The organism is Variovorax sp. Root411 (genome assembly GCF_001425205.1).
Taxonomy (GTDB): Bacteria; Pseudomonadota; Gammaproteobacteria; order Burkholderiales; family Burkholderiaceae_C; genus Variovorax.
The window spans coordinates 1168232-1192957 of sequence record NZ_LMDW01000001.1; the positions used below are offsets into that span (position 1 = coordinate 1168232).

At 63.6% G+C, this 24726-nt stretch carries 23 protein-coding genes and 1 pseudogene; 15 read left to right on the top strand and 9 right to left on the bottom strand.

Annotated features, from left to right (window positions below):
• Positions 1–40 precede the first annotated feature (40 nt).
• Entirely contained in the window at positions 41–1291 is a 1251-nt protein-coding gene (locus ASC92_RS05450; protein ID WP_056511311.1) for a tyrosine-type recombinase/integrase, read from the top strand.
• A gap of 50 nt (positions 1292–1341) precedes the next feature.
• Here ASC92_RS05450 and ASC92_RS29205 read toward each other — a convergent pair whose 3' ends face one another.
• The 3 genes from ASC92_RS29205 to ASC92_RS05465 form a co-directional block, all read right to left on the bottom strand.
• A complete protein-coding gene (locus tag ASC92_RS29205) occupies positions 1342–1680 on the bottom strand; it encodes a helix-turn-helix transcriptional regulator (protein WP_235505665.1) in 339 nt (112 codons plus the stop codon).
• Between the two features lie 52 nt (positions 1681–1732).
• Positions 1733–2404: a DUF4158 domain-containing protein gene (locus ASC92_RS27860; RefSeq protein WP_082519465.1), complete on the bottom strand. Its 672-nt coding sequence runs from the start codon at positions 2402–2404 to the stop codon at positions 1733–1735.
• A gap of 326 nt (positions 2405–2730) precedes the next feature.
• Entirely contained in the window at positions 2731–3396 is a 666-nt protein-coding gene (locus ASC92_RS05465) for a GntR family transcriptional regulator (RefSeq protein ID WP_056511314.1), read from the bottom strand.
• Positions 3397–3534: 138 nt separating this feature from the next.
• Here ASC92_RS05465 and ASC92_RS05470 point away from each other — a divergent pair, with 138 nt between their 5' ends.
• From ASC92_RS05470 to ASC92_RS05515, 10 genes are all read left to right on the top strand, one after another.
• Positions 3535–4476 (top strand): 3-carboxyethylcatechol 2,3-dioxygenase, encoded by a 942-nt coding sequence (locus tag ASC92_RS05470; protein ID WP_056511318.1) that lies wholly within the window; start codon positions 3535–3537, stop codon positions 4474–4476.
• Position 4477: 1 nt separating this feature from the next.
• Complete coding sequence (locus tag ASC92_RS05475; RefSeq protein WP_056511321.1) at positions 4478–4915, top strand: nuclear transport factor 2 family protein; 438 nt, start codon at positions 4478–4480, stop codon at positions 4913–4915.
• Positions 4916–4936: 21 nt separating this feature from the next.
• Positions 4937–5332, top strand: coding sequence for a cupin domain-containing protein (locus tag ASC92_RS05480; protein ID WP_082519466.1), 396 nt, complete (start codon positions 4937–4939; stop codon positions 5330–5332).
• 5 nt (positions 5333–5337) lie between these two features.
• On the top strand, positions 5338–6318 hold the full coding sequence (locus ASC92_RS05485) for a tripartite tricarboxylate transporter substrate binding protein (protein WP_082519467.1): 981 nt from the start codon (positions 5338–5340) through the stop codon (positions 6316–6318).
• A gap of 47 nt (positions 6319–6365) precedes the next feature.
• The gene (locus tag ASC92_RS05490) at positions 6366–7976 is read left to right on the top strand and encodes an FAD-dependent monooxygenase (RefSeq protein WP_056511330.1); all 1611 of its coding nucleotides are present in this window, start codon (positions 6366–6368) and stop codon (positions 7974–7976) included.
• Between the two features lie 41 nt (positions 7977–8017).
• The gene (locus ASC92_RS05495; protein WP_056511332.1) at positions 8018–8875 is read left to right on the top strand and encodes a fumarylacetoacetate hydrolase family protein; all 858 of its coding nucleotides are present in this window, start codon (positions 8018–8020) and stop codon (positions 8873–8875) included.
• Between the two features lie 27 nt (positions 8876–8902).
• Complete coding sequence (locus ASC92_RS05500) at positions 8903–9874, top strand: Bug family tripartite tricarboxylate transporter substrate binding protein (RefSeq protein WP_056511334.1); 972 nt, start codon at positions 8903–8905, stop codon at positions 9872–9874.
• A gap of 33 nt (positions 9875–9907) precedes the next feature.
• Positions 9908–10882 (top strand): Bug family tripartite tricarboxylate transporter substrate binding protein, encoded by a 975-nt coding sequence (locus ASC92_RS05505; RefSeq protein ID WP_056511336.1) that lies wholly within the window; start codon positions 9908–9910, stop codon positions 10880–10882.
• A 35-nt stretch (positions 10883–10917) separates the two neighbouring features.
• Positions 10918–11487 carry an NADPH-dependent FMN reductase gene (locus ASC92_RS05510; protein ID WP_056511338.1) on the top strand — a complete coding sequence of 190 codons (570 nt, stop codon included), beginning with the start codon at positions 10918–10920 and terminating at the stop codon, positions 11485–11487.
• 193 nt (positions 11488–11680) lie between these two features.
• The gene (locus ASC92_RS05515) at positions 11681–13120 is read left to right on the top strand and encodes an amidohydrolase family protein (protein WP_082519470.1); all 1440 of its coding nucleotides are present in this window, start codon (positions 11681–11683) and stop codon (positions 13118–13120) included.
• 36 nt (positions 13121–13156) lie between these two features.
• Here ASC92_RS05515 and ASC92_RS28490 read toward each other — a convergent pair.
• Together ASC92_RS28490 and ASC92_RS05520 are read right to left on the bottom strand one after the other, a co-directional pair.
• Positions 13157–13470, bottom strand: a pseudogene (locus tag ASC92_RS28490) (IS21 family transposase); the annotation flags it as partial.
• Between the two features lie 514 nt (positions 13471–13984).
• A complete protein-coding gene (locus ASC92_RS05520) occupies positions 13985–14602 on the bottom strand; it encodes a TetR/AcrR family transcriptional regulator (RefSeq protein WP_056511340.1) in 618 nt (205 codons plus the stop codon).
• A 54-nt stretch (positions 14603–14656) separates the two neighbouring features.
• On the opposite strand from ASC92_RS05520, the gene ASC92_RS05525 reads away from it, so the two are divergent.
• Complete coding sequence (locus ASC92_RS05525) at positions 14657–15385, top strand: nitroreductase family protein (RefSeq protein ID WP_056511343.1); 729 nt, start codon at positions 14657–14659, stop codon at positions 15383–15385.
• Between the two features lie 81 nt (positions 15386–15466).
• Here the strand turns inward: ASC92_RS05525 and ASC92_RS05530 are convergent, their stop codons facing one another.
• From ASC92_RS05530 to ASC92_RS05545, 4 genes are all read right to left on the bottom strand, one after another.
• A complete protein-coding gene (locus tag ASC92_RS05530) occupies positions 15467–16120 on the bottom strand; it encodes a GDSL-type esterase/lipase family protein (RefSeq protein ID WP_082519471.1) in 654 nt (217 codons plus the stop codon).
• Positions 16121–16244: 124 nt separating this feature from the next.
• On the bottom strand, positions 16245–16889 hold the full coding sequence (locus tag ASC92_RS05535) for a hypothetical protein (protein ID WP_056511348.1): 645 nt from the start codon (positions 16887–16889) through the stop codon (positions 16245–16247).
• A 200-nt stretch (positions 16890–17089) separates the two neighbouring features.
• Positions 17090–18142, bottom strand: a complete 1053-nt coding sequence (locus tag ASC92_RS05540; RefSeq protein ID WP_056511350.1) for an ATP-binding protein — start codon at positions 18140–18142, stop codon at positions 17090–17092.
• A gap of 2 nt (positions 18143–18144) precedes the next feature.
• Positions 18145–18849 carry a response regulator transcription factor gene (locus ASC92_RS05545; protein WP_056511353.1) on the bottom strand — a complete coding sequence of 235 codons (705 nt, stop codon included), beginning with the start codon at positions 18847–18849 and terminating at the stop codon, positions 18145–18147.
• Positions 18850–18992: 143 nt separating this feature from the next.
• Between ASC92_RS05545 and ASC92_RS05550 the strand changes: the two genes are divergently transcribed.
• The 3 genes from ASC92_RS05550 to ASC92_RS05560 are packed head-to-tail and all read left to right on the top strand — an operon-like array spanning position 18993 to position 24684.
• A complete protein-coding gene (locus ASC92_RS05550) occupies positions 18993–20456 on the top strand; it encodes an efflux transporter outer membrane subunit (protein WP_056511356.1) in 1464 nt (487 codons plus the stop codon).
• Between the two features lie 8 nt (positions 20457–20464).
• Positions 20465–21595 carry an efflux RND transporter periplasmic adaptor subunit gene (locus ASC92_RS05555; protein WP_235505667.1) on the top strand — a complete coding sequence of 377 codons (1131 nt, stop codon included), beginning with the start codon at positions 20465–20467 and terminating at the stop codon, positions 21593–21595.
• Positions 21592–24684, top strand: a complete 3093-nt coding sequence (locus ASC92_RS05560; protein ID WP_056511360.1) for an efflux RND transporter permease subunit — start codon at positions 21592–21594, stop codon at positions 24682–24684. The genes ASC92_RS05555 and ASC92_RS05560 overlap by 4 nt, the downstream gene beginning before the upstream one ends.
• Positions 24685–24726 lie beyond the last annotated feature (42 nt).

Consider the following 24726-nt stretch of genomic DNA (forward strand, 5'->3'; position numbering starts at 1 on the left):
AAGACGGCAGTTTTGTACCCCCACCCCCTGGATGTACCCCATGCCGTTGACCGATGCCGCATGCCGTAACGCCTCCTGTCCGCCGGACCGCAAGCAGGCACGCTACGCAGACGCGAGTGGCCTCTATCTGGAAGTCTCGGCCTCGGGTTCTCGCCGATGGTTCTGGAAGTTCAGGATCGAGGGAGTCGAGAAGAAATTCGCCTTGGGCTCCTATCCCGACGTGAGCCTTGCGGCAGCGCGCAAGGCGCGTGATGCGGCCAAGGCGCAGAAAGCGGCCGGGATCAACCCCATTCAGGCGAGGCAGGTTGTCAAGCTCAAGGCGGCCGTGAACACCGGCGACACCTTTCGAGAGACCGCGCTCGAGTGGTTCGACAAGCACCATACGCGCTGGAGCGGCCACTACGCCACGCGCGAGAAGCGCAACTTGGAGAAGGATCTTTTTCCGTACTTCGCTGCTCGTCGCATCAGCGAAATCGAGCCCATCGAATTGTTGGCGGCCCTCCGCCGTGTCGAGGAGCGTGGCGCTCTCGACGTGGCTGGCCGCGTGCTGATGACGGCGCGAGCGGTGTGGCGCTACGCGGTGGCGACTGCGCGGGCGCCGCGCGATATCACGGTGGATCTCAAGGGCGCACTCACGCCCCACAAGAAACGACATTTCGCCGCGATCACGGATCCGGCCCAACTGGGTACGCTGATACGCGTCATGCGGGGCTACCAAGGAGGAGCCATTGTGCGTACGGCGCTTCAACTGGCACCCATGCTTTTTCAACGCCCGAACGAACTGCGAGCGGCGGCTTGGGCCGAGATCGATCTGGACGGGGCGCTCTGGACCGTGCCCGCTGCGCGAATGAAGCGGCGCATCGATGGCAAGCAACATGGTGATCCGCACTTGGTGCCTCTCCCGAGGCAGGCCTTGGAGCTGCTACGCAAGCTGCATCCCATTACGGGCCACAGTACGCTGGTTTTCCCGGGCGAGCGCAGTCATGAGAGGCCCATCTCGGACAACACTCTGCGTGCAGCGCTGCTGACTTTGGGGTACGGCCCGACCGTGCAGACGGTTCATGGCTTCCGGGCGACAGCCCGGACCTTGCTCGCTGAAACGCTGGAAATCGACCCGCTGGTGATCGAAGCCCAGTTGGCGCATGCCGTCAAGGACGCCAATGGGCGCGCCTACAACCGTACGCAGTACCTCAAGCAACGCACGGCAATGCTCCAGCGGTGGGCGGACTATCTGGACGTGCTGGCGACCAAGGCGGGTTCTTCTACGGTTGAGTTGAAAGCGGCCGCGTGAGAAGGGCGACGACCGGTTGATGGCGCGGCGGCGCGATCCGGATCACCGAATCAAGGCATGCGTCCGTCCATGCGCTCCGCGATCCACGATTGCACGGCGCTCTCTGGCCATGCCGCGATGCGTCGTCCGGCTTTGACCGAGCGCGGAAAGATGCCCCTGCGCATCTGCTCGTAGATGGCCGACCTGCGCAGGCCGGTGAGGCGCTCAACTTCAGGCAGTCTCAGAAGCCTGTCGGGAGGGCGCTTTACCGTCTGCGCCAGCGGCATCGTTGAGTCGGCGCAAAGGAGCGTGAGTGCCTCCTGTAGCAGATGAGCCGCCTGCAGGGCTCGTTGAGCGGCATGGTCAGCGGCGACACGTGCGCTTGATTCGTTGTCGGTCTGGGCTCGCATGGGCACTGCCTTTCGGTCTTTCCGCAGCGCGTCCAATACCGTTGCGGAACGCCTATAGGTTGCCGGGCATGTTCGCCGAGTCCAACTCGCCATGGCGATGCAAGGCGCACTGCGGCGAAGGCGTGGGAATCGAGGAAGAACTCATCGCGCAGCTTGTCGTTGAACGACACGACCAAGGGGGGGGGGCGGCCAGCATCCTGGATTCGGCGACGGCGAACGCGTCACGCGCCCAGTCAACAAGCCTTCGGAATCCGGGAATCAAAATGCGGCGTTCGTAAAGCCAGCTTCGAGCCATGCCGATGAGGTCGTCAAGGTGAGCGGCCTGGTCGGACGCGACGGCGAGGACTTCTTGCAGTTCGATGGCCTTCGTGTCGTCGAGATCCTGCAAGCCCAGGTAGTCCTTGACCCAGCGCTGATGCTCGTAGAGGGTAGGGCGGCGCTGGTAGAGCGACCGCAGGCTGGCGATGGTCAGCGGGGGCGCGCCCAGGGCGTTGCTGACGGTACGCAGGGGATTCTTCGGAACGACGGCGACGCGGTCCAGGGGTCGGCCGCTGGCGCGCAGGTACACAAGCAAGATCGCTACCGGCACGCGCCGGTCGGCGCGGAACCGTTCGCCCAGCGCCAGGACGTCCGCCTTGGTGAGCGTGAAGTACTGCTCGACGTCGAACTCTGACAGCCTGGCAGGCAGGCTGTCGGCGCCGACATAGCGATGTGCGAAGGTCATGGCACGGTCCAAGCCTTTTCCAGGAGGAGCGCCAATTTACGCCGACTGCAGGCGCTGGTGGAGTGACTTACACGCCGAGCGCTCGTAGATGGAGCCGGGATGCAACCGTATCAATCCGCACCAAAAATACGATCACCCCAGGGCGCTCACGCTGAAGCGGGTCGCTTGACCATCACGGTGGCTGGCGTCGGACTGTGCCACCGCCCTTCCGCTGACCTGCTCGGGTCTCGAGCAGGTGCACCCTGGGGCGGCGAGAGCTATGTCGCGAGAGCCGAGGTTGCAGATGAGCCCTTCGCTTGCTTTCAACTACTGTTAGTGCCCTGCCTCTAGCTCAGCAGTCCTGACGCCAGCACGATGCGTGCGGTCTCCTCGAAATGTTGGCGCAAGATCTTGCAGGCGCGATCGGCATCGCGCTCCAAGACGGCGTCAAGGATATTCCGGTGCTCCTTTTCGACATTTCTCTTGCTGGCTACCGGCGCCGGCGCAGCCCAGCGCCGATACAGGTCCGTCGACAACGCAAGGTTGTTGGCGACACGGATCATGGGCTCGCAACCGCAGCCGGAGATCAAGGTCTGGTGGAAGTTACGGTGCGCGCTTGACCATTCCTCGCTGATGCGGGACGGATCTTCGCTGCTGCGGCGATCCGTCCTGGTCAACCGGTGATGGACTGCGAGCAGGCTTGTTTCCCACTGGAGATCGCCGCGCTCTATGGCCAGGCGCAGGGCTAGAGATTCCGTGACGCATCGCAGTTCGGTCACGTCTCGGAACTCCTGCAGATCCAGTTCGGGAATGAAGAAGCCGCGGTTCATTTTCGCGGCCACGAGGTTCTCTCCGACCAGCCGAGTGAGAGCCTCTCGCACGACCGTTGTACTGGTGTCGAAACGCTCAGACAACGTTGCTGGCGCCAGCCTGTGACCGGGCGACCAGTCTCCTTCGAGGATCGCGCGACGAATCCGTTCAAACACAGGCGTATCAGTGGTAGCGGTCACCATGAATCATATTCTACTATTGTTTAAGAAAATATTATTTTTTGACAAGTAGCTTTTTCTTGCCATAGTATTGAGCCACGGCGCAAGCACGCCGGCAGTTAGCCGCTGCCACCGCGTTCAAAGACAAGAAGGAGACTGCTGATGACGCTGGCTTTGTGTGCCTTGTCGCACTCACCCCTTTTCGGGATCAACGATCCGGGGCCGGAAACGATCAACGGTGTGGTCGCCGCGCTGGACGAAATGCGCGACTTCGTGCGCGATTTCGATCCGGAAATCACTGTGATCTTTGGGCCCGATCACTTCAACGGCGTCTTCTACGACATGATGCCGGCCTTCTGCATTGGCTCTGGTGCCGTGTCCGTGGGTGACTGGGGCACCGAGCCGGGGCCTTTGCCGGTCGACCACACTGCGGCCCGCCAGTTGGTCCGGGCCGTGTTGGAGGCGGGCGTGGACGTCGCCCAGTCGGAGCGGCTGCACGTTGATCACGGTGTCACCCAGCCGCTGGAGTTCCTGTTCGGCAAGCACTACACGCAGCCGATCGTGCCGATCTTCGTCAATGCCGTCGGACTTCCCCTGGGGCCGATGCAACGCGTGCGCATGCTCGGCGAAGCTGTGGGCGCTGAACTCACAAGTTGGGGCCGCCGCGTACTGGTGATCGCTTCCGGCGGCTTGTCGCACGACCCTCCCGTGCCGCGGTTGGAAGGCGCGTCCGCAGAGATTGCTGCACGACTGATTGACGGCCGAAATCCCACCCTCGAAGCGCGCGCGCAGCGGCAGCGGCGCGTCGTCGAGGCGGGCAAGGCGCACGCGCTGGGCGATTCGTCGTTCCAGAAGATCAATCCCGAGTTCGACGCACAGGTGATGGACACGCTGGCTTCCGGGCAACTGAAGGACGCCGATGCATGGACCAATGAATGGATCGAAAGCAGCGGTGGCCATTCGGGCCACGAGATCAGGGCGTGGCTAGCGGCCTTTGCGGCGCTGTCCACAAGCGGTGCCTACCGCGTCACCAATCGATGGTATTGGCCTGTGGACGAATGGATGACCGGCTTCGGAATGATGACTGCCCTACAGGAGCGTTGAGATGCAATCAGGATCGCAAAACCATTCCCCGATCACCGTCGAACTTCGGCTGGAAATTCAAGCGTTGACTGCGGAGCATGCGTACCGCCTGGACCATGGGGAAGCGGACACGCTTCACGAACTCTATACCGTCGACGGCGAACTGCTGGGCCTGCCGCCGAGCGACCTCGTCGGACGGGATTCGGTTGCCGCATGGGGCGCCGCACGTGTCAAGTTGCCCCGCGTTTCGCGCCACGTTGAGACCAATCATCGGCTCTGGTGGAGCAATGAAGGATTGCGCGGCACGCTGTACGCAAGCGTCTTTCGCAGCGAGACCACCGACGCCGTCGATACCACGCCGCTCATGGTGGGCGACTACGAAGACCTGTATGCGCAGGAGGACGGCCAGTGGCGCATTCGCAGCCGCGTCATCCGCCGGGCCTTTCGCGCCGCGCGTTGATCGATCCACTGGAAACGACCCATGACTGACTCGACCCAGCAGCCGACGAGGAGCGTCGCGCGCGTTTTCCGGATGGACCAGATGGCCTTGACCGAAGTCCGTCCGGGCTTTGCCAGGACCGGCCTTCGCTCCGACGGCGCCGTGACCACCGTCAACTGGTTCGAACCGGGCTACAAGACCATTGGCCCCCACTCGCATCCTTTCGACCAGCTCAGCTACGTGCTGTGCGGTGCGATCCGGTTCTGGGTTGGCGACGAGGTGTTCGACGTTGTGTCGCCGAGCGTGCTGTACATCCCCGGCGGCGTGCCGCACTGTGCGGAGCCGATCGGCGACGAGCGCGCGCTCAATGTCGACGTGTACGCACCGCTGCGTCAGGACTACCTCGCCTTGTGTGATCACCAGGGCTTCGTGGCCTGAACGCCATGGCGCACATCACCCGTCGTACCGCAGCGCTCGGCATGGTGACCGCCATAGTGAGCCATGGCGCCCGAGGTCAGGCACCGAGCTATCCCAACAAACCAATCCGACTGATCCTGCCCTTCGTGCCTGGCGGCATTAGCGACGCGGTGGCCCGGGCCGTGGCGGAACACATGTCCGCTTCTCTGGGACAACGCATCGTCGTTGACTACAAGTCCGGGGCAGGCGCGATGATCGCATCCGATCTTGTCGCCAAAGCGCCCGCCGACGGTTATACGCTGCTCTGGGGCACCGCCTCTGCATTGACGATCAATCCGGCGCTCTACAACAAGACAAGTTTCGACCCTGCCAAGGCGTTCGCGCCCGTCGCGCTGCTGGGTTCGGTACTTCACGTCCTCGTGGCCAGCGATGCCCTTGGCGTGCGCACGACGCAAGCGCTGCTTCAAAAGGCCAAACAGCAACCGGGGCAACTGACCTACGCTTCAGTTGGCAACGGTACCTCCACCCACCTGGAGATGGAACTGCTGAAGAAGATGGCCGAGGTGGACATCGTTCATGTGCCCTACAAGGGCAGCACGGCAGCCATGGTCGATTTGCTGGGCGGGAGGGTGGATGTGATGTTCGATCCGCTCGGCACCTTGTCGCCGCACCTCAAGACCGGACGGCTCGTCCCTCTGGGTGTCACCTCGGCGCGTCGCTCCACCTTGTTGCCGGATGTGCCGAGCCTCGCCGAGGCCGGTTTGCCCGGCTATGAAGTGATCCCGTGGGTTGGGCTGCTCGCACCGGCAGGGACCTCACCGGTGATCGTCGAGCGGCTGAACAGCGCGGCCAATCAAGCGCTGGCCTCGACCGACCTCAAGTCCACCTTCACTGCACAGGGCGTGGAAACGCTTGGAGGCAGCGCGGCCGCCTTTTCCAGCTTCATGCGCAAAGACCTCGAGGGCTGGAAGAAGGGTGTCAAGGACACCGGCGTCAAACCCGAATGACGAGCGGTGCCACGCAGCAGCAAGAACCGAAATGGAGACTGACTCGAATGAATGACACGATCGATACCGACGTGTTGGTGATCGGCGCGGGCCCGATGGGCCTGCTCTCCGCGAACCTGCTCGCGGACCAAGGTCTGCGTGTGATGCTGGTCGAGCGCAACTCGGCCATTGCCGATGAGCCGCGCGCCATCAGCATCACCGACGAATCGCTGCGCGTGATGGCTGACGTCGGCGTACTGGACAAGTTGCTCCCCGAAGTGCTGGCGGACACCGGCGCGCGCTACTTCGGGCGCAAGGGCCAGTTGCTGGCGGAAGTCCGTGCGAAAACACCGCGCCTGGGCCAGCCCGTCAAGTCGCACTTCGACCAGCCGATCCTTGCAGGACTGCTGTTCGAGGCGGCGCAGGCCAAGCCCTCGGTTGACATGCGTTTCGGCACCGAGGCCGTGGTTCTCACCGATCATCCCGAGCACATCGAGGCGAACCTGGTGAATGCAGCCGATTCGCGGCGGGTGCGTGCCAAATGGATCGTGGCCTGCGACGGCGGCCGCAGCCCGGTCCGCACGCAGCTCGGCATCCCGCTTGAAGGCTCGACTCAGGTCGAAAAATGGATCGTGGTAGACGTGCTCAACAGCACCACAGAGCCTGAGCTGTTCTCGCAATTCCATTGCAACGGCGTGCGGCCCTGCGTCGTGGTGCCGGGCGTCAAAGGGCGCTGCCGCTACGAGTTCATGCTGCTGCCCGGCGAAAACGCTGAGACAGTCACTGCGCCGGACTTCATCATTGATCTGGTCGCACCCTACCAGCGCATCGTCGCCGCCGACATCCGGCGCGCCGCCGTGTACATGGCGCAGCAGCGCATCGCTTCGAGCTACCGTGTCGGCCACGTGTTGCTGGTCGGCGATGCGGCGCACTTGATGCCGCCCTTTGCAGGGCAAGGGCTCAACGCCGGCGTCCGCGACGCGGCCAACGTCGCGTGGAAGATCGCCGCGCACGTGCGGGGTCAGGCCACCGACGCGTTGATCGATTCCTATCAGGCCGAACGCCGGCCGCATGCCGCAGAAATGGTCCGGCTTTCGCACCGGATCGGCAAGGTTGTCATGAACACCAACCCCGTACTGACGGCCGTCCGCGACGCCTTGGTCGTGGCGTTGGGCATTGTGCCGCCCGCCAAGCGCTGGTTGGTGGGCATGAGGTTTCTAAAGCAACCGCACTACACCTCGGGTTGCATCGTTCCACCCGGCGACGGGGTGCCGAATGCTGCTGCCGAGCTGGTGGGACGTTCACTGCCGCAACCGCTGGTGCAGCGCGCGAACGGCGAGCGCGTTCCGCTCGACCGCCAGCTGGGTTCGAGCTGGGCGCTGCTGCGCTTTCCGCGCGACTCGGTCATCGAGATCCAGCGCTCGACGCATCCGACGGGTGGCCAGGGCGCGCAGACCGAAACCGTCGTCGACTTCACCGGTGCGTTCGCTCCTCAATCGGGAAGCGGCATGACGCTGGTGGTGCGCCCCGACCGTTATGTGGCCGCCGCTGCGCCTAAGGCGAGCGAAAGCGAAAGCCTAGAAGCGTTGGCAATCTATGTTCCCGAACTGCAGGTGCTCCTGAATGTGGCGTCCGCGCAAGGCGGCTCGCCGCCCCGCGCCGCCATGGCGACAACCTAGCCGCAACCTCTCTCTCCAACCCTTACTGACACAGGAATCCCATGAAACTCATCAGCTTTGAACACAACGGCAAGGTCAGCTTCGGTGCTGTCGTCGGCGACAGCGTCATCGACCTCGGGACAGCGCTCGAGGGCCGCTTCGCCGACCTCAAAGGCCTGCTCGAAGGTGATGGCATCGCGGCGGCAAAGGCCGCCATCGAAGGCCGCACGCCTGAGCTAAAACTGGCCGAAATTACCTTTCTGCCGGTGATCCCGAATCCCGGCAAGATCTGGTGCGCCGGGTTGAACTATGGCGAGCACGTGCGCGAAACCGGCCGCGAAGTCTCCGAGCAGCCCATGTTCTTCCTGCGGTTTGCGGACTCTCAGGTCGGTCATGGGCAGGCCATCCAACGTCCCCCTGAATCGGTCAAGCTGGACTACGAAGGCGAGATCGCGGTGATCATCGGCAAGGGTGGTCGACGTATTTCCGAAGCGGATGCCTGGGACCATATAGCGGGATACGCTTGCTACAACGACGGCTCGATCCGTGACTGGCAGTTGCACACCCAGCAATGGTGCCCGGGAAAGAATTTCTGGCGCACCGGCGGCTTTGGCCCCTGGATGGTGACCACCGACGAGATTGAAGCGGGCGCCACCCTCTCGTTGGTGACGCGCCTGAACGGCGCGGAAGTGCAGCGTGCCACCACCGACATGATGCTGCACAGCATCCCACGCCAGATCGCCTATGCATCGACAGTTGCACCCCTGCAGCCTGGTGACGTGTTCGTGACCGGCACACCCGGCGGCATTGGTGCCAAGCGCACGCCGCAGCTTTGGATGAAGTCAGGCGACGTGGTGGAAGTCGAGGTCGAGCGCGTCGGCATCCTTCGCAACACCATCGTCGACGAGCAGGTCGGCTGACGCACCAGAACCATCGAAAGGCCCCAAATGCTCAGGAAACTCCTGCTCTCTGTTGCCATGGCCGCAGCTGCCGCCATGCCTCTGTCTGCACTCGCGCAAGGCTTTCCGACCAAGCCGATCACGATCATCGTTCCGTTTCCGGCCGGTGGCGCTGCCGATGCATCGACGCGCATCGTGGCGCAAAAGCTCGGCGATAACCTCAAGCAGCCAGTGCTGGTCGACAACCGGCCCGGCGCAGGCGGCCAGATCGGCGCCTCCGCAGCAAAGCGAGCCACGGCCGACGGCTACACGCTCTTTCTCGCCAATAGCGGCTCACATGCGGCCAACCAGGCACTCTATTCGAAGCTCTCGTACGACCCACAGGCCGACTTTGAGCCGGTCATCGAGATTGTGCAGATTCCCCAACTGCTGGTGGTGCCAACCGACAGTTCGGCAAAGACGGTTGCCGAACTGATCGCCAAAGCCAAGGCAGCTCCCGGCACGATCAGCTACGCCTCCCAGTCGGTGGGGGCCGGCGGCCACATCGCCGCGGAGATCCTGCGGTCCAAGAACGGGCTGCAGATCAATCACGTTCCGTACAAGGGTTCCGCGCCGGCCCTCACCGACCTAGTAGCCGGTCGTGTGGACTTTATGTTCGATGCCGTTCCATCCTCGTTGCCATTCGTCAAAGACAAGCGGCTGCGCGTCCTGGGCATCGACGCCCCTCAGCGTTCGCCGCTTCTTCCCGAGGTGCCCACGCTGGTGGAACAAGGCCTGACTGGATACGAAGCAAGCCCATGGTTTGGTCTCGTGGCACCTGCGGGAACACCGAAAGCCGTCCTTGGCAGACTGCACGATGAAGTAGCCGCCGTATTACGCACCCCAGACGTGCTGACCCGGCTCAATGACTTGGGCATGACGGTTGTTGGCGGTACGTCTCGCGACTTCGCCGATCTCATGAAGGCGGACACGCAGCGGTTGGGCGCGGTGATCAAAGAGTCCGGCGCGAAGCTGGATTGATCGCACAACAGTACATCGATGGAGAACACACAAATGAAAAACTTTTCGCGCATCAGTCGGTCGCTCGCGTTCGGCGTGCTCCTTGTCGCTGCGGCATGCAGCAGCACCGCACAGGAATATCCCTCGCGACCGGTACAAATGGTGGTGCCCTTTGCGGCAGGAGGCGGCCTTGACCTCAACGCGCGCAACTTCGCCGAGGCCGTGTCTCAGAATCTTGGCGAGGCTATCGCCGTGACCAATCGGGATGGCGCGGCAGGCACGATCGGGCTCAATGCGGTGGCGAGTGCTCGTCCCGATGGCTACATGCTCAGCTTTACGCCTGCTGTGCCGCTGTCGAGCGAGCCGCATCGATTGAAGTCGCTGGCCTACAACCTCGACTCGTTTCGGTATGTGTGCCAAGTCTTCGACAACATCTTTGCGATCGCGGTGCCGGCGAAATCGCCGTATCGCAACGTCGATGACATCCTTGCCGACGCGCGCAAAGACCCAGGGCGTGTGAACTACGGCACTTCAGGCACCGGCTCCATTCCGCATTTGGGGACGTCGGACATCGAAGCCACGACCAAGACAACATTGACGCATGTGCCTTACAAGGGCGACGCGCCGATGCTGCAGGATCTGCTCAGCCAGCGCCTGAGCTTCGGCTCAGTGCTCGTCAGCTCGATCACCGGGCACCTGGACTCCGGTGCGCTGCGCCTTATCGCGGTGTATGCAGACAAGCGCCATCCTTCTTTTCCGAATGTGCCGACATTGAAGGAAGCAGGCGTGCCTGTCGTGCAAGCGAGCTTCGGAGGTGTGCTGGCTCCGGCGCGCACGCCCGACGCGGTGATCGCGAAACTGGAGGCGGCATGCAAGGCTGCCGTGGCTTCGCCCAAGTACCAGGATTGGGCGCGCAAGGCCAATCAGGTGGTCGATTTCCGGTCCGGCAAGGACTTCGAACGCAACATGCGCGAGGACAGCCGCCTGAAGGCAGCCACCATCCAGCGTCTGGGCCTAAACAATCCCTAAAGCCCGTCCAGCCACACCGTTGAACTGATTTGCAAATGACCCGACCGATTCTTCACACCCTGATCTGCAGCACGCGCCCAGGGCGCGTCGGTCCCGCAGTCGCCGAATGGGCAAATGCGGTGGCCATGTCTCACGCAGGCTTCGATGCGCGACTTGTGGATCTCGCGGCCTTTCGCCTTCCCGTTTTTGACGAGCCCGAACACCCCCGTCTTGGCCGCTATGTTCATGAACATACGAAAGCATGGAGTTCGAGCGTGAAAGAGGCGGATGCCTTTCTGTTTGTGCTGCCCGAATACAACTACGGACCGCCGGGCGCATTGATCAACGCCTTGAACTTTCTCGTTCGCGAATGGCAATACAAGGCCGTGGGCTTTGTCAGCTATGGCGGCATGTCGGGCGGCATCCGCTCGGTGCAGGTGACCAAGGGACTTCTGACGACGCTGAAGGTCGTACCGATGCTTGAAGCGGTAGCGATCCCTTTCGTCGAGCAGCAGTTACAGGCCGAAGGCGGCATCGCGGCCAACTCCATACATGTCGCAGCAGCGACCACGATGCTCAGTGAGTTGCTTCGCTGGACGGAAGCGCTCCGGATTCTGCGGGCCTAGTGCGGCCTTAGCGCGTGCGACCAGTTAGCGTGCGCTGAACGGAATGCATTCCCGCAACCCGGGGAGCACGGTTTAGAAACAGCAGCGACTGGAGCGTTTGCAGAAGGAAAGCGCCTCGCTCTGCGAAGTTGACCGGCAACCATCGCCTGCCGAACTTTTTTTGATATTGACAAACACCAAACAGAAAGCAGCCATGAAGATCAAAAAACTACCCAGGCGCCAATTCTTGCAGGGCACAGCAGCCGTGCTGGCTACTCCCGCGCTGTTGCTGTCGCAAAGGAAGGCCGGCGCTGCCACTCCATCGCGGGCTCTTTCCGCGCGCCAGCTTCCACTGCGTGGAGACTATCTGCTCGAGGGGGGCTATGTCATCTCGATGGACGAGCAAATAGGGGATATTGCAGAAGGTAATGTTCACGTGCGAAACGGGAAGATTCTCGCGGTCGGCAAATCGCTCAAGGTCCCAGCAGGAGTTGAGCGCATCAATGCCCGCGGCGCGATCGTGCTTCCCGGCCTAGTTGAAACGCACTGGCACATGTGGAATACGCTCTTGCGAAGCATGGCAGGCCGGACAAAGGAAAAAGGCTACTTCCCGCTTTCGGAAGTGTTGGGAAAAGCATTTCTGCCGAGCGACATGCACGTCGGCGTGACCTTGGCGGCGAGCGAAGCGCTGCATTCAGGAATCACGACGGTCCACGACTGGTGTCACAACACCCTCACGCCCGCGCACGTCGACAGTGACATTGAGGCGCTACGCCGCTCGGGCATCCGTGCGCGCTTCAGCTACGGTTATCCACAAGGACTTCCCCGAGACCAAGCCATCAATCTTGATGACCTTCGGCGAGTAAAGGGCGAACACTTTTCCGGCGCATCCGATGGACTGTTGACTCTCGGGTACGCGGCGCGCGGAACACGCTATCCAGGTGCCTACAGAAAGGAATGGGAGTTTGCGAGAGAGATGGGACTTCCAATTTCGGTCCATGCAAATATCGCGCGCGCCTTCGGCAACGTTGATGAGATCGAAGTTCTTGCCCGGGATGGCTTTCTAGACCAGAACCTGCAGGTTATTCACGCGCTGACAGCGCCTCCTGCAGCCATCGAAGCGTTGGCGAAGGCGGGGGCGTCCGTGAGTCTGAGTCCTCACACCGAGATGCGAATGGGCTTCGGTCTTCCTCAAACTGGCAATTTCCTCGCTGCGGGAGTGCGCGTGACGCTTTCTGTCGACACCACGGCCCTTTCAGGAAACGCGGACATGTTCACGGTCATGAAGGCCATAGAAAATGTGGAGAACGCGCAAGCAGAAAATGAATTCAAGCTGGACTCACGACGCGTCCTGCAAATGGCCACGATCGATGGTGCACGAGGGTTGGGCCTTGGCGATCGCATCGGTTCTTTAACTCCTGGCAAGCAAGCTGACCTAATCGTCATCCGAACGGATGAAATAAACATGGCTCCGCTCACAGATGCGGCAGAACTTGTTGTGCACGCCGCGAATCCATCGAACGTGGAAGTGGTCATGGTCGATGGAAGAGTGCTGAAGCGAGGCGGTCGGCTTAGCTTAGTTGACACTGCTGCCCTTGCAAAGGATGCTGCGGCGTCGCTGCGAGGTGTAAAGCAGCGAGCGAATTGGGGTTGACGAGGTCTCTATAAGACCACCGAGGGGTTGAGCCTAGCTGTCGCACAGCTTCATGTGGACCACTTGCAGCTTGCGGTACAGGCTTGCAAATGACAAGCGATTCTTCGCTCCAATCAAACTAGAAGGCTTCACTCAACTCGAAGGCCAGCGGTACGAAGGCGCGGCCAAGAGCCGCACCTTCTTGCTGGTGCGCGCCAGCCACGCACGAAGCCGGTCAGGCGCGAGTAGCTGCCCATGTACCCTTGCGAGCGAATCTGCTCAAAAAACGCCTTGGCGGTGCGCCGCTCTTTCTTGTGCCGATGCGCATCGGCCAACAGCGCCTGCGTGATGGTCTCAACGTAAGCAGTCAATAAATCACGCCGTTGCGCGCCGTGTCGGAATCGGCGTGCGCTGGGCGTTCTACAGCCCGCCGAGTTCGATGTTCCAGGGCAACAGCGCCTCGTAGTCGTCGACGGTCTGCGCCAGCGGCAGCTTCTTTGACGCGCGACGAGGTAGCGGCAGGGCTCGATGTCGTTGGCGCAGGGGGCTGACAACGAGTACGCCATGATCGACTCGACCATCGTTCGGGCATCCGGAACATCTCACGTTGCACATTTACCTCGCTCGTTTCAACGCCCTTGTTAGCGGCTGTCGCGGCGTCACGGTACTGGTCGAACGCACGAACCTTATGCTCTGCTGAAAACCGGGCAAGTGCAGGTCGGTCGCAACGGCGTGCCGATGGTGCAGCCGGGGCAAGAGCTGCAAGCGACTCAAGTGACACCGCCTGCTTCCGGTGACCGGCGCGCACAACGCAAGCAAGGCGGCGAAAATCGTGGCAACTCCCTCGTGCGGGAATGCGGGAGTCCTTCCGTACGCATTCATAGTTCAGTGGCGACGCCGAAGGTACCCCTCAAGAAGCGCCACAATTTCTTGCACAAATTCCGCTTGCGCCAGCATTTCCGGTCGGTGCGAAGCGGCTTCGTGGATCACTGCGTGAGCCGCCTTGAGACCGATCTGGAATGCGAAATCAGGATCCGGAACGTTCTTCATGAACGGACGCAGTTGTTGCAGCAGCTGTTGGTCAAAGGCATTGCTTTCACGGGGAGCACATCGGGCCGAACGCGGCAGTTCCTCGGCGATTGCGCGATGGACGGCTGGAGCGATCTTGTGTTCATCTACGATCGACTGCACAAGAACAGTGAGCGCATCGCGCAGCGAACGCTGTGCGGGAAGCTTCAAGAGCGCGCTTGTCAGCGTCTGCCGCGCCTGAGTCGCGTGGCGACGTTCCAACTCGGCAACGATGGCCTGCTTGTTGGGGAAGTACTGGTAGAGCGAGCTGATGTTGACGCCCGCGCGCTCCGCAATCGCATTTGTGGTCAGCTTGTCCCATCCCCGCTTTACCAAAATGTAAGTCGCAGCTTGCGTTATCGCGTCCACAGTGGCTCGCGAACGCTCCTGGCGCGGAGTTTTCCTGGGGTTCGTCAATCGTTTGCTCGCTCTCATGCAGGGCTCCAAATGCGAGTATTAAAAAATAAAGCAAAAGCTTAGTATTTCTGCATGCAGAAGCAAGACATTCCTTTATCGTGGGCCGCGTTCCAGGACGTGAATCGCCGTCGGCGAGCCATCAGAGACTTCGATGGCCAGCTGATACCTGACGAGCAGGTCAGGGCCTTGTTGTCCGAGGCAACCCAGGCGCCTTCCAGTGGCAACCTGCAACCCTACAGGCTGCACTGGATTCGAGACGCAGGGGTGAGGGCCAGGATTGCCACGGCCTGCAACGGCCAGCGGGCGGCCAGCTCGGCGCCGACACTGGTGGTCATAGAAGCGAGTCGGGAAATCGCACTCGATACCGCGGCGCTGCAGTTGAATTTCATCGAGGGGTCGAACGACATGACGGAACGCGGCAAGAACTACCACCGCGGTCAGATGCGGATGTTCGGCCGTGTCCTCAGGCTGGGTTCGTGGCCGATCTGGACGCCGCTCGTGTCGATCGTGGGGCTTTTCAAGCCCAGTCTTTCATTGCTGCCAATTGGGCACCTGGGCAGCCGTGCCTGGGCGGCGCGCAATGCGGCCTTTGCAGCGCAGACGCTCATGCTGGCCGCATCGGCCAGTGGGATCGACTCTTGTCCGATGGAGGGCTTTTCGGCGCCGAAGATCGCGCAAGTCCTCGGACTGCCTCGCGGAACAGTCATCCCAGTTGTCATTGCGTTGGGATATCGGGCCCCGGAGGCAAGGGTCGATGTCAAGTGGCGCAGGCCGATTGCCGATGTGATCGTGGAGCATTGACGCCGTTTGGTTTCGCCCCGACGGGGCTAGCCGGAGTGCCTCGGGGACATGAGGCCGCGGCGAAGCGATCGTACGTTCGCGTCACGCACATTCCGGCGCCAGCCGGTCAAGCACCTTGACAATGCTGCGCACGAGCCTGTCGGAGTACTGCTTCGAAGGATGCAGAACATCGGCCATCTCGTTCGGCGAGTACTTCACGGCGTCCCAATCGGCGAACGGCACGCGCAACGCAGAGGCCAAGTGCCGGATTGTCTGGTCTGCGGATGAACGGCCCGCGATCGGCAACGGCTGCCGGGAAAGCCCGGTCAAGATGACTTCTCTGCCTTCGCGGCGGGCGATATCGATCATCTGTCGCAACGGCGCTTCCACGGGCAAGCGCTGAATCGAGTCGTTGATTCCGTGCTCGATGACCACGAAGCGGCCGGTCCGCCGTTCGCTTTCAAATGTTCTGGCTCGCTGCCCTGCGGTTTCGCCGTTGAGCGACAGATCTCGCACGGTGTATTTGGGCCGCAGGCGTTTCAATGTCGCCGCGGGTGGCTCATCGAGGCGCAAATTTCCTCCATAGCCGCCGTGCATGATGGAGTCGCCATACAGGTCGACGCTACAGGTCATGGCGCTTGTGCGTTCGGTGGGTGGGACAGACGCTTCGGGCATGGCGCATGCAACGCAACTCACCAGCCCGGCGAGCGTGGCTGCAAGCCAGCGGCGATGCGAGATTCTGTAGATTTCAGGCATCGACTCACTGTCTTGCCGCGACGCGTTAAGCGAGGTCCATATGCGTCAAGAAGTGCAAAGATCCCGCAATCGACTGCGTCGTTTGGACGCGGGATCAAGCGCGGCACACGCTTGCGAGCGGAGCTCAAGGCCAAGGGCATCCTGTCGGCGTGCCGTTCGCATCCGGATGTCGTTGAAGGGGAAGGTGAAAACCCCACTTTCGGGAACGCCAGACATCCGCCCACCGAATTGGCCAGGGGCATTGAACCGCCTCGGCGAAACCCCGAGAAAACGCGTCGACGGCGGGGGAGCTCTTGCCATCGGGCCGGATCGACCGCTTGGGCGCGCGGCCATGGGTGATGGCTTGTTCCTTGCCCATCCAGTGCTCGAATCCTTCTCTGCCACACCCGGACCAGTGCAAATGGATGCTTTGCATGTCTGCAGTGGAGCGCAGGGTATTCCGACCCAGATCGCATCTATGGAACACCCTGAAGCCGCCCGAAAAGACGATCTCCAATATCCAGTGAGACCGGCTGTTCGGCCGGCCATGCAATACGAACCGGCCGTCTCCGGCGAGAACCTTCGCGCCATGCACCTGATGGGTGTGTTCGGACAAATTCCTGCTGTGGTCGAGTTCGATGTCGTTCCATTGCCTGACGTAGCGCTCGTACATTCGGAACAGGGTTTGCCTTGTCTGGGCATCGTCCAGCACCGTGCCGAAGTCGGTGTAGGACCATTGGTCCCCATCGAGAGGTTGCCCGCCTATCCAGTACCCATTTGCTTCGTTCATGCTTGCCTCTTTCGAGCTGCCGGCACCCTCGAGCAGTGAGGACGATCCGTTGAGTTTGAATGTCGAGGATCCGGCCGTAAAGAGACCTCTGGATATGTCAAGAACCGCAAAGGTCGATGTCGAGACCGGACGGCGACCGATCCCATCGCGGCCCGTGCAATCGGGCTGCGGCGTGTGTACCGCTGCGTTGGGCCGTGCCTTCAGTCGCGTGTCGGCAGCGACAACGTGACGACGAGCCCCCCGCCTTCGCGCAGAGCGGCCTCGGCGGTGCCGCCATGCAGCAGCATCGCGCGTCGCGCGATCGCAAGACCCAGGCCGGTGCCGCGCACCGACTCGCTGCCCTCGACCCGCGTGAAGGGCTCGAAGATGGCCCGCAGCATGTCCGAAGGCACGCCGGGGCCGCGGTCCTGCACGGTGGTGACGAGCGTCCTGCCGCCTTCGGTGATGCGCGCATCCACGTCGATCCGGCTGCCGGCGGGACTGAACTTCAGGGCATTGCGAATGACGTTCTCGAAAGCGCGATAGACCAGTTCGCCGTGCGCTGCGGTGACGAAGCTGCCCGTCGCGTCGACCCGCAGCGTCCGCTGCGATGCCCGGGCCTCGAAGTCTGCGTCGTCGGCAATGGCCTGCAGCAGCTCGATGACGTCCACGCGCTGCTGCGGTACGCCGCTGGGGCCGGCGTCCAGCCGGTGCAAGGTCAGCAACTCCTCGATCAGCAGGTCCAGCCGTTCGCTCTCGAGCACGATGCGCTCGATCATCGCGTCCGCCTGCACCGGGTCCTGCCGCAGCAGTCCGATCGCCGCCTGCATGCGGGTCAGGGGCGAGCGCAGTTCGTGGGAGATGTCATGCATCAGCGCGCGATTGGCCTGCGCCAGTTGCTCGATGCGCGCGGCCATGCGATCGAAGTCGTACGCCAGGTCGGCGATCTCATCGCGCCGCCCGCTCATCAGGGGTTCGACCCGGGTATCGAGCCGCCCCTCTGCGATGCGGTCCATCGCCCAGCTCAGGTGGCGCAGCGGACGCGACAGATACCAAGCGAACAAGAGGCTGATCAGCAGCACCGCACCGACGGCCGTCACGAAGGGCACCACCGGTATGGGGCCCCACATCGACAGACCGTCAGGCGGCGGCGGTGCCTCGTGGCCCGTGAGATACAGGTAGCTCACTGCAACGCCAATTGCCAGCACCATGCTCATGGCGATCGCGAACAGCAACTTCCAGAAGAGGCGGCCAAGCCGGTGTTCGCTTCTCATGGCTAGTCTTCCAGCAGCTGATAGCCCCTGCCGCGCACGCTCTGGATCCACGATTCCCCATCCGGCCGCGTGCCCAGCTTCTGGCGGATGCTGCTGATGTGCACGTCGATCCGGCGGTCGAAGCGCTCCAGGGGCTTGCCAAAGGCCTGCTGCGAGATGGCGTCCTTGCTGACGAGTTGCCCCGCATGGCGCGCCAGCACATCGAGCAGGCCGAATTCGGTGCCCGTCAGTTCGAGGGGCTGACCGCGCCACAGCGCGCGCCGGCTGCCGGGCCACAGCGCGAGTTCACCCACCTGGAGCATGCGTGGATTTGCGGCAGTGGCGGCAGTGGCGGCAGGCTCGCGTGTTTCGGTCCGACGCAGGATGGCGCGGACGCGAGCGGCCAGCTCGCCGGGTGTGCACGGCTTGGACACATAGTCGTCCGCGCCCATGTCGAGGCCGACGATGCGGTCGATGTTTTCGCCGCGCGCGGTCAGCATGAGGACCGGCACCTGGCTCGTTGTGCGAATGCGGCGCAACGCTTCGATGCCCGACATGCGCGGCATCATGACGTCGAGCACGACGATCGCATAGGTGCCCCGCACCGCTTCTGCAACGCCGCTTTCGCCGTCGTGCACGGCGTGGACGTCGAAGCCCTCGCGCACGAGGTACATCGACAACATCTCGGTGAGGTCTACGTCGTCGTCGATAAGGAGTACGCGTGGCATGGATCGATCGTGAATACGGCCGAAAGTATCGCGCTGTTTGAACGGGAGGCACCCGTCGAGGCCTGTACTTTTACCCATCTTAACGCCGCCGAACCGTGGTGAACGGAGGCTCTTCCTACGATGAGTGAACTCCCGGCGACACCATGCGTTCTTCTTTTTCGACCCATCCTTTCACTGTCCTGGCACTGTCTCTCGGGAGCCTCGCACTCGCGGCCTGTGCCGTCGGACCTACTTATTCCGAACCGGCGCCGGCAGCGCCCGCCGCTTGGCAGTCCGTGCTGCCCCATGGCGGGGATGCCGGCGCGATGCGCGACTGGTGGCGGCAGTTCGACGACCCCGTCGTAGCGCAGCTGATCGCGCTCGCCGATGCGGACAGCCCCAGCCTCGTGAAGGCATGGGCGGGTATCGAGAAGGCGCGCGCGACACTCACCACCGCGCGTGCAAGCGGCTTGCCGAGCCTTGATGGCAGCGCATCGCTTTCCCGGGCGCGCCAGCAGTCCGTGTCGGGTGCGCTGGCCACGGAAACGACGCGCAGCGCCGGCCTCGATGCGGCATGGGAGATTGACCTGTTCTCCAAGGTGCGGCGCAACACCGAAGCGGCCGAGGCACGCGCCCATGCGCGCGTGGCGGACTGGCATGACGCGCGGGTCTCGCTGGCGGCTGAGGTGGCCGACACCTATGTGCAGTACCGCGCCTGCGAGTTGCTGGTCGAAGCCTACGAGCGCCAACGCGCTTCGACGGCGCAGACTGAGCGGGCAACGGCTGCTGCCGTGCGGGCAGGCTTCAGTGCGCAGTCCGATGCCGCGCTGGCGAGCGCCAGTCTTGCGAGCGCGGCCTCGACGCTGATCTCGCAGCGCGCGCAGTGTGATCTGCTCGTCAAGTCGCTTGTGGACCTGACCGGGCGCGACGAGCCGGCGTTGCGCTCGTTGTTGTCCGGCGGCAAGGCGGCCGATGGCCGCCTGCCTGCCCCGGCGGCCCTCGAGGTGCAGAGCGTGCCGGCCAATGCGTTGCGGCAACGGCCCGACCTCGCGTCGCTCGAGCGCGAACTGGCGGCGAGCAGCGCCGAGATCGGCGCGGCGCAGGCCGACCTGTACCCCAGCCTGTCGTTGTCGGGCTCGATCGCGATCTCGGCGACGCCAGGCACCTCGGCCTTGACGACTTGGTCGCTCGGTCCCTCGTTGTCGATTCCGCTGTTCGACGCAGGAAGGCGTCGCGCCGCAGTGGCTACCGCACAGGCCGGCTACCGGATGGCGCTCGCCAGCTACCGGCAGGGCGTGCGTACGGCGGTGAAGGAGGTCGAGCGTTCACTCGTCAACCTGGACAGCACAGCGCGCCGCGTCGAAGAGGCCGAGCGCGCGGACCTGAACTACCGCCGCTACTTTCAGGCCACCGAAGTGAACTGGCGTGCGGGCCTCGAAAGCCTGCTGACGCTGGAAGAAGCGCGTCGCTCCGCTCTGTCGGCAGAAATCACCCTGATCACGCTGCGGCGTGATCGCATCGAATACTGGATCGCGCTCTACAAGGCGCTTGGCGGAGGCTGGCAGCCGGGCACGCCGGCAACTGCATCCGGCCTCACGCCCACCGAAGCTTTGAACACAAACTCATGAGAACTCTTTTGAACAAAACCCTGCGCGCCGGCGCGGTGGCGCTGGTCGTTGCGCTGGTGGCGGGTGCCGTCGTCTGGAGCCAGGCGCCAGCGACCGCCGCTTCCGCGTCCGATGCCAAGGCACCGAGCGTGTTGAGCGTCAACGCGATCGCACCGACGACGCAGGTGTGGCCGGACATCGTGCAGGGCAGCGGTCCGTTGGCCGCGTGGCAGGAAATCATCGTCAGCCCCGAGACCGGAGGGCTGCGCATCGCGGAGCTTCTGGTCGATGTGGGCTCGAACGTCAAGCGTGGTGATGTGCTTGCACGGCTGGCCAACGAAAGCCTGCAGGCCGATCTGCGCAAGCAGGAGGCGTCCGTTGCGCAGGCCCGCGCGACACTGGAACAGGCCGTCTCGAACCTGCGGCGCGCAAAAGATGTCGAAAGCAGCGGGGCGCTCTCGGCACAGAAAGTCGAGGACTACCGCATCACCGAGGCGACGTCGCGTGCATCGCTCGCGTCGGCCGGGGCCGAGCTCGACAGCATCCGCCTCAAGCTGCGGCAGACGCGCATCGTCGCCGTCGACGATGGCGTCGTGTCGTCGAAGTCGGCGGTGCTCGGCAATGTCGTCAGCGCAGGGACCGAGATGTTCCGACTGGTGCGCCAAGGCCGCGTCGAATGGCGCCCGGAACTCGATGCCCGGCAGGTGTCGCGCCTTCGGGTGGGTCAGAAGGCGTATGCGAGCTTGCCGAGCGGCGAGCGGGTCGAAGGCCGCGTGCGACTGATCGGCCCGACCCTGAGCACCAGCACCGGTCGCGCAACCGTCTATGTCAGCTTGTCGGGCCATGGGTCCGAGCGGCTGGGCATGTTCGTGAACGGTGTCATTGAACTCGCGTCCCGGCCGGCGCAGACCTTGCCACAGACAGCGGTGACGCTGCGCGACGGCCGTGCCTACGTCTACCTGGTGGGCGCCGGAAACGAGGTTGCAAGCCTTGCGGTGACAACCGAACGCCGGCAGGGGGATCGCGTGGAGGTAGAGGGTTTGCCCGCCGGAGTGCGCGTCGTCGCCGAAGGCGGAGCTTTTCTCTCCGATGGGGTGCAGGTGACCGTGCTCGAAGCACAAGAGACTGTCGGCGCACCGCCGCAGGGGGTTGCCCGATGAACTTCTCGTCGTGGTCCATCCGCAACCCCGTGCCGGCGTTGCTGCTTTTCGCGTTGTTGACCGTGCTGGGGATTCTCGGCTTCCGGCAACTCCAGATCCAGAACTTCCCGGACATGGATCTGCCGACCGTGCAGATCACGGCCACGCTGGAAGGCGCGGCGCCTTCGCAGCTCGAAACCGAGGTCGCGCGCAAGATCGAGGACAAGCTGGCCTCGCTCAGCCGGCTCGATCACATCGTCACGACCATCACCGACGGCTCGGTGTCGATCAGCGTGAGCTTCGAGATCGACAAGAACGGCGAAGAGGCGCTGAGCGAAGTGCGCAATGCCGTGGACGGCGTGCGGGCCGACCTGCCGTCGAGCATGGCCTCGCCGACGGTCTCGAAGATCACGACGGCCGGCTCGGCATTCCTGACCTACACGATCGAGTCGGAAACCCTGGACGAACAGGACCTGTCCTGGTTCGTCGACAACGACCTCACGAAGGCATTGCTCGCGGTAAAGGGGGTCGCGTCGGTCGCCCGCGTCGGCGGTCTGGACCGCGAGGTGCACGTCGACCTCGACCCCACGCTGATGTCGGGCCTGGGCGTGACGCCGTCGGATGTGTCGGCCAAGCTGACGGCGACGCAGAAGGAAAGCTCAGGCGGGCAGGGCGACATCGGCGGCCAGCGCCAGTCGACGCGCATGATCGCGACCGTCGGCACGCCCGCCGAGGTCGGCGCGCTCACCCTGGCGCTGGCCGATGGCCGCTATGTGCGGCTCGATCAGATCGCGCGCATCACTGACGGGCGCACCGACCCGACGACGCTCGCGTTCCGTGATGGCCGGAAAGTCATCGGCTTCCAGGTAACGCGTTCGCGCGGCTACTCGGACGTCGGTGTTGCTGACGCGGCGCGCGCCGCGGTGGGCCGTTTCGCGCAGGCGCATCCCGAAGTCAAGATCGTCGAAGCGAGCGACACGGTCGCTCCGGTCCAGGAAAACTACGAAGGCTCGATGCATCTGTTGATCGAAGGCGCGCTGCTCGCGATCGTCGTCGTCTGGTGCTTCCTGCGCAACTGGCGCGCGACCTTCATTGCGGCCACCGCGCTGCCGCTGTCGATCGTGCCCACTTTCGGTGTGATGGCGCTGGCCGGCTACTCGCTGAACACGATCACGCTGCTGTCGCTGTCGCTCGTGGTCGGTGTGCTCGTCGACGATGCCATCGTCGAGATCGAGAACATCGAGCGCCACCTGCGCATGGGCAAGACGCCGTTCCAGGCGGCGATGGAAGCGGCCGACGAAATCGGCCTGGCCGTCATCGCGACGACCTTCACGCTGGTGGCGGTGTTTCTGCCGACGGCATTCATGGGCGGTATTCCGGGCAAGTTCTTCCGCCAGTTCGGCATCACCGCATCGGTCGCCGTCTTGATGTCGTTGCTGGTCGCGCGGCTGCTGACGCCGATGATGGCCGCCTACATGCTCAAGCCGGTGAAGGCCGATGCGCAAGCAAAGGCCGACGGACCGCTGATGACACGTTATCTGGGCGGGGTGCGTACCACGTTGTCGCACCGGGGTGCCGTCGTCGCGGCCTCTATGGCCTTTGTCCTGGCCTCCGTCGGCGTCGCCATGCTGCTGTCGACCAGCTTCCTTCCGGCCCAGGACAAGGCGCAGAGCACCGTGACGATCAAGCTGGCGCCGGGGAGCACGCTGGAGGCAACCGCTGCGGCGAGCCAGCGTGCCGCCCAGTTGCTGCACACGCTGCCCGAGGTACGCACTGTCTTTGTTTCGGCCGGCACCGCCACCGCCGCATCCAGTCCGACCATGTCGTCATCGGCGGCGGACCTGACGAGCGCGACCCTGACCGTCGATCTGGTGCCGCGCGGCGACCGGCACCTGAAGCAATCGGCTGTGGAGGCGAAGATGCGCGAGGTGCTGCGCGCAATTCCGGGCGTGCGGGTCACGGTGGGCAGTGGCGATAGCGGCGAGGCCCTGCAGATCACGCTCGCCGGCGACGACCCCGGGACCTTGCTGCGCGCGGCGGCCGATGCCGAAGCGCAACTGCGTACGCTCAAGGGCATCGGCAACGTGACGTCGAGTGCGGCGCTGCAGCGCCCGGAAATCCAGGTGCGGCCCGACACCGCGCGGGCGGCCTCGCTCGGGGTGACCTCGGAGGCACTCGGTGACGCCGTACGCCTGGCAACCTACGGCGACTATTCGACCGCGCTGCCGAAGCTGAATCTGCCGCAGCGCCAGATCGCGATCCGCGTGCGCATGGACCCGGCATTGCGCGGCAACTTGGGCCGCGTGGCCGACTTGCGGGTGCAGGGCAGCAATGGCAGCGTGAGTCTAGGCTCGGTGGCAGAGGTCACCTTGGGCAGCGGGCCTTCGCAGATCGACCGCCTCGATCGTTCCCGCAATGTCACGCTGAGCGTGGAACTAAACGGACGCGCCATCGGCGATGTGCAACACGAGGCGATGGCGCTTGCAGCCCTGCGCTCGCTGCCGGCCGGCGTGCGCAGCGTCGACCAAGGCGACGTGCAGCGCATGGGCGAACTGTTCCGCAGCTTCGGCACCGCAATGGCGATCGGCGTCTTCTGCATCTACGCCGTGCTGGTTTTGCTGTTCCACGACTTCCTGCAGCCCGGCACCATCCTGGCTGCGCTGCCGCTGGCCCTGGCCGGCGCACTGTTCGCGCTGTGGATGACGCAGCAGCCATTCTCGATGCCGGTCGTGATCGGCGTGCTGATGCTGATGGGGATTGTGACGAAGAACTCGATCCTGCTCGTGGAATACGCCATCCTGGCGCGGCGCGAACGGGGTCTTGGACGCTTCGAGGCGCTGATGGATGCATGCCACAAGCGCGCCCGGCCGATCGTGATGACGACGATCGCCATGGGTGCCGGCATGCTGCCCAACGCGCTGGGCCTGGGCGCAGAACCGAGCTTTCGCCAGCCGATGGCGATCGTGGTCATCGGCGGGTTGTTGACTTCGACGGTGCTGAGCCTGCTCGTCGTGCCAGTGGTGTTCACGCTTGTCGACGACCTGCTGCTGGGGGTTAGGCGTTTCATCAAGCGCTCGGTACCGCAAGCTTCCGAGCAGGCCCTGTTGTAGAGATTGGGGCGGTCTTCGAGGGAACGGACCGACGAGCGAGCG

What these genes read in the sequence shown, in the direction of transcription:
- ASC92_RS05450 (WP_056511311.1), top strand. Translation starts at nt 41, where the DNA reads ATGCCGTTGACCGATGCCGCATGCCGTAACGCCTCCTGTCCGCCGGAC.
- ASC92_RS29205 (WP_235505665.1), bottom strand. Translation starts at nt 1,680, where the DNA reads ATGCGAGCCCAGACCGACAACGAATCAAGCGCACGTGTCGCCGCTGAC.
- ASC92_RS27860 (WP_082519465.1), bottom strand. Translation starts at nt 2,404, where the DNA reads ATGACCTTCGCACATCGCTATGTCGGCGCCGACAGCCTGCCTGCCAGG.
- ASC92_RS05465 (WP_056511314.1), bottom strand. Translation starts at nt 3,396, where the DNA reads ATGGTGACCGCTACCACTGATACGCCTGTGTTTGAACGGATTCGTCGC.
- ASC92_RS05470 (WP_056511318.1), top strand. Translation starts at nt 3,535, where the DNA reads ATGACGCTGGCTTTGTGTGCCTTGTCGCACTCACCCCTTTTCGGGATC.
- ASC92_RS05475 (WP_056511321.1), top strand. Translation starts at nt 4,478, where the DNA reads ATGCAATCAGGATCGCAAAACCATTCCCCGATCACCGTCGAACTTCGG.
- ASC92_RS05480 (WP_082519466.1), top strand. Translation starts at nt 4,937, where the DNA reads ATGACTGACTCGACCCAGCAGCCGACGAGGAGCGTCGCGCGCGTTTTC.
- ASC92_RS05485 (WP_082519467.1), top strand. Translation starts at nt 5,338, where the DNA reads ATGGCGCACATCACCCGTCGTACCGCAGCGCTCGGCATGGTGACCGCC.
- ASC92_RS05490 (WP_056511330.1), top strand. Translation starts at nt 6,366, where the DNA reads ATGAATGACACGATCGATACCGACGTGTTGGTGATCGGCGCGGGCCCG.
- ASC92_RS05495 (WP_056511332.1), top strand. Translation starts at nt 8,018, where the DNA reads ATGAAACTCATCAGCTTTGAACACAACGGCAAGGTCAGCTTCGGTGCT.
- ASC92_RS05500 (WP_056511334.1), top strand. Translation starts at nt 8,903, where the DNA reads ATGCTCAGGAAACTCCTGCTCTCTGTTGCCATGGCCGCAGCTGCCGCC.
- ASC92_RS05505 (WP_056511336.1), top strand. Translation starts at nt 9,908, where the DNA reads ATGAAAAACTTTTCGCGCATCAGTCGGTCGCTCGCGTTCGGCGTGCTC.
- ASC92_RS05510 (WP_056511338.1), top strand. Translation starts at nt 10,918, where the DNA reads ATGACCCGACCGATTCTTCACACCCTGATCTGCAGCACGCGCCCAGGG.
- ASC92_RS05515 (WP_082519470.1), top strand. Translation starts at nt 11,681, where the DNA reads ATGAAGATCAAAAAACTACCCAGGCGCCAATTCTTGCAGGGCACAGCA.
- ASC92_RS05520 (WP_056511340.1), bottom strand. Translation starts at nt 14,602, where the DNA reads ATGAGAGCGAGCAAACGATTGACGAACCCCAGGAAAACTCCGCGCCAG.
- ASC92_RS05525 (WP_056511343.1), top strand. Translation starts at nt 14,657, where the DNA reads ATGCAGAAGCAAGACATTCCTTTATCGTGGGCCGCGTTCCAGGACGTG.
- ASC92_RS05530 (WP_082519471.1), bottom strand. Translation starts at nt 16,120, where the DNA reads ATGCCTGAAATCTACAGAATCTCGCATCGCCGCTGGCTTGCAGCCACG.
- ASC92_RS05535 (WP_056511348.1), bottom strand. Translation starts at nt 16,889, where the DNA reads ATGAACGAAGCAAATGGGTACTGGATAGGCGGGCAACCTCTCGATGGG.
- ASC92_RS05540 (WP_056511350.1), bottom strand. Translation starts at nt 18,142, where the DNA reads ATGAGAAGCGAACACCGGCTTGGCCGCCTCTTCTGGAAGTTGCTGTTC.
- ASC92_RS05545 (WP_056511353.1), bottom strand. Translation starts at nt 18,849, where the DNA reads ATGCCACGCGTACTCCTTATCGACGACGACGTAGACCTCACCGAGATG.
- ASC92_RS05550 (WP_056511356.1), top strand. Translation starts at nt 18,993, where the DNA reads ATGCGTTCTTCTTTTTCGACCCATCCTTTCACTGTCCTGGCACTGTCT.
- ASC92_RS05560 (WP_056511360.1), top strand. Translation starts at nt 21,592, where the DNA reads ATGAACTTCTCGTCGTGGTCCATCCGCAACCCCGTGCCGGCGTTGCTG.